The organism is Anabaena sp. UHCC 0253, from assembly GCF_009712085.1.
Taxonomy (GTDB): Bacteria; Cyanobacteriota; Cyanobacteriia; order Cyanobacteriales; family Nostocaceae; genus Dolichospermum.
Genome location: NZ_VILD01000013.1, coordinates 16,378 through 26,821, shown reverse-complemented (window position 1 = coordinate 26,821; position 10,444 = coordinate 16,378). Strand labels below are relative to the sequence as shown.

The window sequence follows — 10,444 nt, the reverse complement described above, 5'->3', positions numbered from 1 at the left end:
TGTAAGCTGACGACTAATTTTAAATGCCAAGCTTTACGATGTGGCAAATGTGCTAGTCCACCAAATAACATCAACAGTGCATTTTTAATTTTGTTTTCGTTGTGGTCCGTGTTGCGGTCAAAATGATAACCTGTACGAAAAGCAGATTCTCCCACGGTGTAAGCTGCACCATCTAAAACGATTCTTCCTGGGACATCTTCCATCTCTGCTGTAGAAATATAACTGGGGATACGAACGACTTCAAATCCATCGACGAAAAGTTTCAGACTACCGTAACCGTTATCGAATCCTGCTGGAAAAATTTTTTGCAAGGCGTGAATGTTGGGCATGGGTGTCAAGTGGGATACAAAAAATAGGTGGCACAAAAATACCCTAAGTATCTCCTATATATACCGTAGATAGGGGCTAAAAGTTTAATTATTTTCAATTTTCGCGTTAGGGTATATTTATCCCCTAAGTAACCTCTAGCTATACCCCAAATTATTTTATTTTAGCAATATAGACCCTATATAACCCCTATAAAGGCTATAAGCAGGTTATATATAGGGGTCAAAGGAAATAAATACAAGCCTCTAATTTCTTTTTGGGGTATATATAACCCCCATGAAACACCTGAGTGTACCCTAAATCAATTTTAGTTAGTAATTTTATGAGCATATAAGTAGGTAAACATAATAAAACCGATATATGTTTAGTTTTGTGAAAACCGTAAAACAACCTATGTGTAAGGCATTCATTGAATTTACATTTCTTCACATACCTTTAAATTTTTCGGTTTACCTACTTAATATTGCGTGCGAGTAGCAATGATGGACTCTACCACCCAATCAAATAAATTATGGAAGTGCGATCGCTGATTATTGACATATACCTTTTCATTGCCCAGGAAAAAGCGCAGGCTCAAAGAAATTCTGCATCCTTGAGACACTCTTGGACTGCCTTTTAGGTTAAAGAGGAATTGATATCAATAGCAATCACTGTAGCGAAAGAATTGATTACTGATTCAGGTACACAAATTATTAATTCCCCCAGTGGGTCGGAATTGAGAAAAGAATCCATAATTGCACAGCGACTTGTATAGGTAAGTGGTGTACCGTCAGCAAGAACAGATACTGATTTCACTCGTTTGATTGGCACACCTCTAACCGATATTGTTTCGTAAGGTTTCATTAATAGGTGTAGATAAATGCGATGCCCTTTGGGCGGCTCCTTTGGAGCATCGTCTTCGGCACGCGAAGCGCGAACGCCCTTACAGGTTGACGGACCATAGAATTGCCAGGGTTCTAGTCCTGGTGTTGTATCGAGTATACTTTCAGAATGCTGAGACATCCATTTAGCTATATCTTCTAGACGCTCTAACTGCTCAGGTGGAATTTGTCCATTGCCCATTGGACTAATATTCAGTAAAAGTTTACCGCCCTTAGCTGCCACTTCGCACAATGTATGAATCAGTTGCCGAGAGGATTTGAAGTGATGATCATCTGGGTTATATCCCCAACTTTCGTTAATAGTCAGACAGGTTTCCCACAGATGAGCCGGAGGTTGGGGGGGAATAAATTGCTCAGGAGTTGCAAAGTCTCCACAATTGGGTAAACGGTCATTAATGAGAATATCGGGTTGCAAATCACGAATCATTTTTGCCAATTCTTGAGCCTGCCATTGCTCTGGAGTCCTTTCCCAACTTCCATCAAACCATAAGATATCAATTTGACCGTAGTTGGTCAATAATTCTCGGATTTGATTGAACATAAACTGAATATATCGCTCCCACTGTTGCTGTGTGGGTTGAGGCAATTGCTCAAACCGATAAGGTTTATCAGCTTCTGTAAAAGCCGGATAATCAGGATGATGCCAGTCTGAAAGTGAAAAATAAAGCCCAACTCGCAATCCTACAGAGCGCATAGCTTCAATATATTCACGGACAATATCTTTTTTATAAGGTGCAGATGCAATAGAAAAATCTGATTCTTGGGTATGGAATAGAGCGTAACCATCATGATGTTTAGTAGTGAATACGACATACTCTACTCCTAAATTTTTGGCTAAATATGCCCATTCTTGAGGATTGTAATCTTGAGGATTAAAAGTATCAACGGTACGATAATATTCTTCAACGGGAATATTTTTGCAGAAAGGAAGACTGAATACACCTCCAACCATAGGCCAAGATAACTCACGTCCCTGTTGGGAACTATGACCCCAATGAATAAACATCCCCAGTCGTGCTGTATCAAACCATGTACTCATCATGATGAATTTAAATTAGTTTTTTACATTGAACAGTAGTCAGCAAATTTGACATAACCAGGTAAAAGTATGATCTAACAGTCATTTACAGCGATTTCCAATCATATAAGGTACATCTTAGCCCCCTTCCCGCAAACGATGAGGGTGGTGGGGTTCTTGTTCCAGGTTTGATGACAATTTGCTGTAAGGTCACACTGACGCTGGTTAACCTCATCTAAATCGAAAGCTTGCAGATCAATACTTTGTTTTTCATAACAGAAACGTCCTGAAGATTTTCAAAATACTCTAATCAAATTAATGTATGCTAATTATTAAAATTTATCTACATAGATAATTGATAAAAAAGCTATAAATCGCTATAATCACCAAACATCCAGCTACAATGGAACTATGAAAATCGTTCATGGCACTTGGATACCTCACACAGAAACTGACTTTATTCAGTCAGGTTCATTTTATCTGTGGGTAGAAACGCCTGTACCAAAAAGCAGCCGCAATCATAAACAACAGATTCATCCTGGACATCTAGCTAAGGGTGAATTAATCAACTTTTTAGTCCAGGAATTAGGCATTAAAGAACCAGCACCCCAATTAAGCCAACGCATATCTACTAAATATTTTGCTTTACCAACTGCCGATAATCAACCCCTGCCTTCACCAGAATTAATTAAGTATCTAGAAATAGAAATCCCCGAAGAATATACAGAATTTCAATATTGGCAAGTAGATTGTTATCAAACATTAACTTCTGTTAAAAATAATACGCCTGCAATTAATATTATTAGACTGCTCAATGATATTCATTTCTTAGCAATTAATAACCTAAGTGATATTCAACTCGGTTCAGATTTATTATTTTGGTATCACTATACGCAATCATTTAAACAAATAATTCTCAAAGACCAATATATCCCGACTCTCAAATATCGCCAATTAGAAACTCCTCCACCCAAAGGTAAAAGTAAAAAACCAATTCCACCTGCATTTGAAATCTATGCTGGTTGGTCAATTATTTCCGAGCAACATGAAGAAAATATTCAAAAATATATTGAATATATGCCACTGATTTGTGTGGCAGGTTCAAACGGAGAAAATGAAAATATTGAGTTTTTTGATGAAGAAACCCTATTACGTCACTTTTCTGAATCTATCCTCCATAATATAGTTACTCACACTCCCTCTACTGCTGCCTTTGATAAACAAATTACAGATTCCTTAGTTTACTATTGTTTCTCTCAACAACATAATCCCCGCACAGCAAATATAACTTTAGAGGAATACAAACAATGGCAAACATGGAAAAGTAAAATTACTCGCTCCCAATCAGAATTACCTTTTTATCTATGTTTTCAATTAAATTCACCTGCTGCTGAACAAATAGATAACTGGCAAATGCAGTTTTTGGTATCTAGTAAACAAGACCCTTCTCTTAAGTTACCTTTAGCAGATTATTGGCTAATGAGTCAAAAGTCTAAAACAGGTGTACAGAAGGAGTATGGTAAAGACTTTGAAACTAATTTGTTGTTAAATTTAGGATATGCAGCACGAATGTATCCGCAGTTATGGCAAGGATTAGAAACAGATGCTCCTGTGGGAATGCAACTAACATTAGAAGAGGCATTTTCATTCCTTCAAGAAAGTGCTTGGGTGTTAGAAGATGCAGGTTTTAAAGTTACTGTTCCGGCTTGGTATACCCCTGCTGGTCGTCGTCGTGCTAAACTACGACTCAAAGCTTCTGGTAAAAGTCGTTCTGCAACTAAGGGAGAAAACAAAAGCTATTTTGGTTTGAATTCTTTGGTGCAGTATGAATATGAATTAGCAATTGGTGAACAAGCTGTTACTAAGCAAGAATGGGAGCAATTAATTAATGCTAAAGCTCCTTTGGTGCATTTTCGCGGTCAGTGGATGGAATTAGACCGGGATAAAATGCAACAATTACTAGAATTTTGGCAATCTCATGGTGATGAAAAACCAGAGATGTCTGTGCTGGAATTTCTCCAACGGAATGCTGAATCTGGGGAAGATTGGGATATTGAACATGATGAGATTTTGTCAGATATGATGGCTAAATTACAAGATAAAAGTAGTTTAGAACCAATTTCTGACCAGTTAAATCTGCAAGGTAATCTGCGCGAATATCAAAAGCGTGGTGTGGCTTGGTTAGAATATTTGGAACGTTTGGGTTTAAATGGCTGTTTAGCGGACGATATGGGTTTAGGTAAGTCGGTACAAGTGATTGCTAGACTTGTTCAGGAACGAGAATTGTTTTCCTCTGAGGAGGAGATAGGAAGGTGGGGAGATGAGGAAGATGAGGGAAATAGGGGAGAGAAACGCAACAAGGGGGACGGACAAACAAGATTATCTAATGTACCACCAACTCTGTTAATTGCACCTACTTCTGTGGTTGGTAACTGGCAGAAGGAAATTGCTAAATTTGCTCCGCATCTGCAAAGTATGATACATCATGGGAGCGATCGCTTGCAAACTACTCCTGAGTTCAAAACCGCCTGTCAACAACATGATGTCATTATTACCTCCTTTACCTTAGCTCGCAAAGATGAAAAACTACTGCATAGTGTCAAGTGGCAACGAATTGTTTTAGATGAAGCGCAAAATATTAAAAATCCTAAAGCTGCACAAACCAAAGCTATTCTCAAACTTTCAGCTAAACACCGACTGGCTTTAACAGGAACTCCGGTGGAAAACCGTTTGTTAGATTTATGGTCAATTTTTAACTTTCTTAATCCGGGTTACTTGGGTAAAGAAGCACAATTTCGTAAATCTTTTGAGATTCCCATTCAAAAAGATAACGACAGAATCAAATCAAGTACCCTGAAGAAATTAGTTGAACCTTTGATTTTACGTCGGGTTAAAACAGATAAATCTATTATTAATGATTTACCTGATAAAGTTGAACAAAAACTCTACACCAATTTGACCAAAGAACAAGCTTCATTGTATGAAGTAGTTGTCAAAGATGTAGAAGAGAAATTACAAACAGTGGAGGGAATTCAACGCAAAGGTTTGATTCTTTCTACTTTGATGAAGTTGAAACAAATTTGTAACCATCCTGCTCAGTTTTTACAGGATAATAGCGAATTTTCAACAGAACGTTCTCACAAACTTAGCCGATTAGTAGAAATGGTAGATGAGGCTGTTTCTGAAGGGGAAAGTTTATTGATATTTAGCCAATTTACGGAGGTATGCGAACAAGTAGAAAAATACATTAAACACAATTTACGTTGCAATACTTACTATTTGCATGGTGGCACAAGTCGTCCACGTCGAGAAAAGATGATTACGGAATTTCAAGAACCCGACACAGAAGCTTCGGTGTTTATCTTATCATTGAAAGCAGGTGGTGTAGGGATTACTTTAACTAAAGCTAATCACGTTTTTCATTTTGATAGATGGTGGAATCCAGCGGTGGAAAATCAAGCCACAGATAGAGCTTTTCGGATTGGACAGCAAAAGAATGTATTTGTCCATAAATTTGTGGCTATTGGTACTTTAGAAGAGAAAATTGATCAGATGATAGAAGATAAGAAAAAACTTGCTAATGCTGTGGTAGGAAATGATGAATCTTGGTTAACTGAGTTAGATAATGATGCTTTTAAACAATTAATTGCTTTAAATAAAAGTGCAATTTTGGAGTAAAATATTATGGTTAAATTTAGTCGGACATGGTGGGGCGATAGGTTTATTAAAGCATTAGAAAATTTTACTGATGATGGTCGCTTGCAACGAGGACGTTCCTATGCAAGTAGTGGTAAAGTTCTAAATTTTGAAATTGAACAAAATCACATTACTGCTAGAGTCAAAGGTTCAGTTAATGCTTATTTTGGCGTGTATAAAGAACCGACTTACAATATTTCCATTGAAATTAAATCTATTCCTAAAAGCAGTTGGAATGAAGTTATTGACAAGCTATCATCTAAAGCTAGTTTTGTTTCTAGATTGCTGCTGAATGAAGTTCCAGAGAATATTGAAGATACTTTTAAGCAATTGGGATTAAATTTATTACCCCATAGCAGTAAGGACTTTCAAACTAAATGTTCTTGTCCAGATTATGCTAATCCCTGTAAACATATTGCTGGGGTTTATTATTTAGTTGCGTCCCAATTGGATAATAATCCATTTCTGTTATTTGAATTGCGGGGGTTATCAAAGGAGGAACTTCAGAATAAACTGGCTAAATCTAATTTAGGTAAAGCACTTTCACAGGAATTGAATACTCAAGAAGTTAGTTTAGAATCTTCGACATCGTTTTATACTAAGTTAGAAAAACAATCTGTTGATGAAAAGCCAAGTGTCAGGGAATTTTGGTTAGGAACAAAGCGTTTACCGCAAACTATAGAAGTGCCAAGTTCTAGTGGTGTTTCGGCAATTCTTGTCAAGAAACAGGGCGATTTTCCAGCTTTTTGGCATAAAGATAATTCTTTTATTGAAACGATGGAGGAACTTTATCAACGGGTGAAAACAAAAAATCAAAGTTTAATGTGAGCCTGAATAAATAGCAGGCGCAAGTCAAAATTCAAAGTACATCATCGTAGGTTGAAAGCCTGATAAGTACGGATATAACATTAATTTCCTGTCATTTTATTCTGTATCCTTTATTAGTTAAGATGCAGAGTCCAATGAGAATTGCCTGACAATACTTCCATTTGTTGCTTATGTCTCAAAAATTTCTGGTCTTTCAATAATGAACCATTCATGATACAAAATTGCTAGAAAGAAGTTTTCATTTTTTAGGCGGTCACAAACTGTCATAAAGCCAGAAAAGAAGGGATCATCTTCATAGGTGGTATCCGATAAAAATAGCGTGAGTGATTTTTTATCTTCAGCCCAAATAGAACGGATTATGGAAATATTGGGGTGATGAGATTTATCCACAGGTAATAATACTGGATATCCATCAATTTCCATAAATTCCGGTTCCTCATATTGCAAAACAGATGACCAATCTTCTGGTCCTTCATGTTTTTCAATAATCCTATCCCACCTAACCAGTTTGATTTTTTCTAAAGTTTCAGGTGATAAATCTGATAGTTTCATAAGTGTCAATTAGGGTTTTCTTTGCAGAGGTAAATAAACTGTAAAAATACTGCCTTCCCCTAAAGTTGATGCCACAGAGATATTTCCCTGATGGGCTTCAACAATTTGAAGAGACAAATATAATCCTAGACCATTTCCCCGGCGCTGATGTTTGCCCTGTCGAAAGCGTTCAAATAAGCCTACTTGTTCTGATTCACTGATACCAATACCTGTATCTTTGACTGCAATTGTTACGTATTGATGATGGCGATGAAGCTGAATTTCTACTGAACCGCTATCTGTAAAACGAATAGCGTTGCCAACTAAGTTAATCAGCAATCGGTATAATTCTATCCTATCACCCCTAACAGTCAATAATGATGATTGTTGACTGTTGAATGTTGTTGTCAAAGTCAAATTTTTCACAATAGCCAAAGGTTTGAGTTCCTGCACTACCTTTTGGCTTAACTCGCGCAAATCTACAGGAAAAAACTCTAACTCTTTATTACCTGCTTCATATTGATAAACATCGAGGATATTTTCAACCATATCCAATAGCGTTTGATTACTTTCGGTAATTTGTTGAAGATATTCCTGCATTTCTGAGAGATTATCTCCAAAAGTTCCTTTCTTCAGCATTTTTAGCATTTGGATTACTGAAGTTAAAGGAGTGCGTAAATCGTGAGTCATATTAATCACAAAATCTTCGCACCATTGCTGGGTAATTATATCTCGGTGATTGATACTGTGTTTTAGTCGCAAGAGTGAACGCACTTTTACTAACAATTCGTTTTGCTCTACAGGTTTAATCAAAAAGTCATCAGCACCAGCTTGTAAACCTTGAATGAAAGAGGACTCGTCACAATTGGTAACGAGTAACACAGGTATGAAAGGTAAATGGGAATTCTGCTTGATCTGTCGAGTGATTTCATAGCCATCAATACTTGGGGTGAACGTATCCAATAGGACTAAATCAGGTGGAGATTCGACAATCTTAATTAAGGCTTCACTATCACTGTCTGTTACTGTTACCCTGTATCCTTCTTGCTTGAGAGTAGATTTTAGCAAGCAAACATTTTTGGTTGAGTCATCTACCAAAAGGATACTTTCTGTTGAATTTGAATTCCAAGAGAAAGGTGTCATGCAGATACCAGTAGATTTATTTAAATCAAGTTTGCTATTTCTTTTCTTTAATGAATCTTAACACTTAAATCGGCTTTCTTTACTAAAACTTTAAATTTTACCTACGTCAATAGGCTAATTTTTTGATATAATTTTTGTCTTTATCTATGTCAATAGATAGATTTTTTGCTGTTATACCTTATTTTGCCTCCATCAATGGGTAGACTTTGCTAGAATCCTAAAAAATTTAACCGATAGACTGAGCCGTTTGTAGTCAACTATTTCCCACGTTAGAAAGAGTACATTTAGCTAGTTGTTGAGGTAAATGATGGCAAATATTAGAGCGATAATTATCGAAGACCACAATTTGACTAGGGTAGGTATCCGTAGTTGTTTGAACGAGCAGAAGAATATTCAAGTTGTGGGCGACGCAGAAACTGCTGCTGCTGGTCTAGAACTACTGCAAAATACTAAACCGGATATTGCTATTGTTGATATTGACTTACCAGATATGGATGGAATAGCACTGGTGCAGCGGTTTCGACAATCTATGCCGCCAGAAACAGCAGCGCAAACGAAAATCATTATGCTCACTTCTTTTTCTCATGAGAAGATGGTCTTAGCAGCTTTTGCATCTGGGGCAGATTCTTATTGTGTTAAAACTATTAAGTTTGAGTTGCTGTTAGAAGCACTGTACATGACTTATGAGGGTTATTCTTGGATTGATCCGGTAATTGCTCGTATTGTTCTCAAACATATTCGTCAATTGAAAATACCTACGGTAAAATTAAATATTGCTCAAACAGTGCCAATTTTTGCGCTTGATCCAGAGCAAGCCAGTATTCTAGAAGCCAATCCACTGACCGAACGGGAAATGGAAGTTTTGGAGTTAATTGTTCAAGGCTTCACCAATCAAGAGATTGCCAATAAACTCTATATCAGCATGGGAAGTGTAAAAGTATATGTGCGGAGTATTTTGAACAAACTTTCTGCCAGTCACCGCACTCAAGCGGCTATCATCGCCTTACGGGCTGGTTTGCTTAATTGAAGTCACTGTTTAGCTCTTTAGTTACAGCACTTTTCTTAATGATAGGACTTACGCTCAGAGTTAGAGAAATCGGGGGGCTGGGCATTGGCAATTTGAAAAATCTTCAATACCATAATGCGCTATGCCCTATTCCTGACCTCAACAACAATAGCTGCGTAAGTCCTGAATTAGTTGAATAAACAACTAAGGTAATAGTGAATCTTGGAAGTCTTGAATTGCCGTTGCTGTCAAGGCATAAACAACCCGCCGCTTACGTTCAACATGAGTACCATCCACAGGAATTCCTTTCTTCCAAGCAGCAATAATTGCTTTCTTGTCTGCTGAGTAAACAGTCTTTTCTCTGCGATATTTTAAAGGCAATTTTTCTGCATCTAAAAGAATGTCACAACTCGGTGGGTTTTCTTTAATTGTGATCCGCAGTGAATTACCAACTATTTGCTCAGGGATAATTCCTGTGGCATTATGTTCTAAAATGGTTTCATCTAATTTCTGTCGCCAGCGTTCTAGTCTCAATAGTGCTGATTGATGCACGGCTTTGAGATGTTCTAGTCGTTGCTTAATAGCTACTACTCCCTTCCCAGTGTAGAATTAGACGTAAAGTAGGCGAGAATTTCATGACTAGATCAGAGCAACTAAGTAAAAGAAGTTTTGAAGAAGAAGAGTGGCAAAAATTATTTTATAAGTATCAACAACAATACATAAGAAGACGGTTAGAAGCAATCAAGTATCTACATGATGGTAAAAGTAGACAAGAAGTGATGGATAAAATCGGCTGTGCAAGACAGACCTTAATCACTTGGATTGATAAGTATTGTCAAGGGGGACTAAAGGCACTAGTCACACCAATAAAGTCTAAAAGAATACAGAGATTGAGTAGTGAACAAAAGGAAGAGATCAAAAGAATGCTCTTGGAGAAGAAACCAACCGACTATGGAATAGACCGACAGATATGGACAGGGAAGATAATAAATCGAAAGTTGTACAGCAAAAGAT

8 protein-coding genes and 1 pseudogene are annotated in these 10,444 nt (G+C 37.1%); 4 read left to right on the top strand and 5 right to left on the bottom strand.

The features are described from left to right. Positions 1-329 (bottom strand): annotated as a pseudogene (locus FJR38_RS25455) (hypothetical protein); the annotation flags it as partial. A gap of 613 nt (positions 330-942) precedes the next feature. Then, positions 943-2,250 (bottom strand): alpha-L-fucosidase, encoded by a 1,308-nt coding sequence (locus FJR38_RS25450; protein WP_168540195.1) that lies wholly within the window; start codon positions 2,248-2,250, stop codon positions 943-945. A 387-nt stretch (positions 2,251-2,637) separates the two neighbouring features. Here FJR38_RS25450 and FJR38_RS25445 point away from each other — a divergent pair, with 387 nt between their 5' ends. Both FJR38_RS25445 and FJR38_RS25440 read left to right on the top strand, forming a co-directional pair. After that, positions 2,638-5,904, top strand: a complete 3,267-nt coding sequence (locus tag FJR38_RS25445; RefSeq protein ID WP_168540192.1) for a DEAD/DEAH box helicase — start codon at positions 2,638-2,640, stop codon at positions 5,902-5,904. A 6-nt stretch (positions 5,905-5,910) separates the two neighbouring features. Next, positions 5,911-6,750: an SWIM zinc finger family protein gene (locus FJR38_RS25440; RefSeq protein WP_168540190.1), complete on the top strand. Its 840-nt coding sequence runs from the start codon at positions 5,911-5,913 to the stop codon at positions 6,748-6,750. Positions 6,751-6,918: 168 nt separating this feature from the next. On the opposite strand, the gene FJR38_RS25435 is transcribed toward FJR38_RS25440, so the two are convergent. Together FJR38_RS25435 and FJR38_RS25430 are read right to left on the bottom strand one after the other, a co-directional pair. Further along, the gene (locus FJR38_RS25435) at positions 6,919-7,302 is read right to left on the bottom strand and encodes a hypothetical protein (protein WP_168540188.1); all 384 of its coding nucleotides are present in this window, start codon (positions 7,300-7,302) and stop codon (positions 6,919-6,921) included. 9 nt (positions 7,303-7,311) lie between these two features. Next, entirely contained in the window at positions 7,312-8,379 is a 1,068-nt protein-coding gene (locus tag FJR38_RS25430; protein ID WP_371418291.1) for a hybrid sensor histidine kinase/response regulator, read from the bottom strand. Positions 8,380-8,731: 352 nt separating this feature from the next. Here FJR38_RS25430 and FJR38_RS25425 point away from each other — a divergent pair, with 352 nt between their 5' ends. Further along, positions 8,732-9,451 carry a response regulator transcription factor gene (locus tag FJR38_RS25425; protein ID WP_168540293.1) on the top strand — a complete coding sequence of 240 codons (720 nt, stop codon included), beginning with the start codon at positions 8,732-8,734 and terminating at the stop codon, positions 9,449-9,451. A 183-nt stretch (positions 9,452-9,634) separates the two neighbouring features. On the opposite strand, the gene FJR38_RS25420 is transcribed toward FJR38_RS25425, so the two are convergent. Continuing rightward, the gene (locus tag FJR38_RS25420; protein WP_371418294.1) at positions 9,635-10,012 is read right to left on the bottom strand and encodes a siphovirus Gp157 family protein; all 378 of its coding nucleotides are present in this window, start codon (positions 10,010-10,012) and stop codon (positions 9,635-9,637) included. A gap of 53 nt (positions 10,013-10,065) precedes the next feature. Here FJR38_RS25420 and FJR38_RS25415 point away from each other — a divergent pair. Next, positions 10,066-10,444: helix-turn-helix domain-containing protein (locus FJR38_RS25415; protein ID WP_168540184.1), on the top strand; the 379-nt coding region annotated here is incomplete at its 3' end.

Bases quoted from the DNA above. Each gene is read 5' to 3' on its own strand.
- FJR38_RS25425 (WP_168540293.1), top strand. From the start codon at position 8,732: ATGGCAAATATTAGAGCGATAATTATCGAAGACCACAATTTGACTAGG.
- FJR38_RS25435 (WP_168540188.1), bottom strand. From the start codon at position 7,302: ATGAAACTATCAGATTTATCACCTGAAACTTTAGAAAAAATCAAACTG.
- FJR38_RS25445 (WP_168540192.1), top strand. From the start codon at position 2,638: ATGAAAATCGTTCATGGCACTTGGATACCTCACACAGAAACTGACTTT.
- FJR38_RS25450 (WP_168540195.1), bottom strand. From the start codon at position 2,250: ATGATGAGTACATGGTTTGATACAGCACGACTGGGGATGTTTATTCAT.
- FJR38_RS25440 (WP_168540190.1), top strand. From the start codon at position 5,911: ATGGTTAAATTTAGTCGGACATGGTGGGGCGATAGGTTTATTAAAGCA.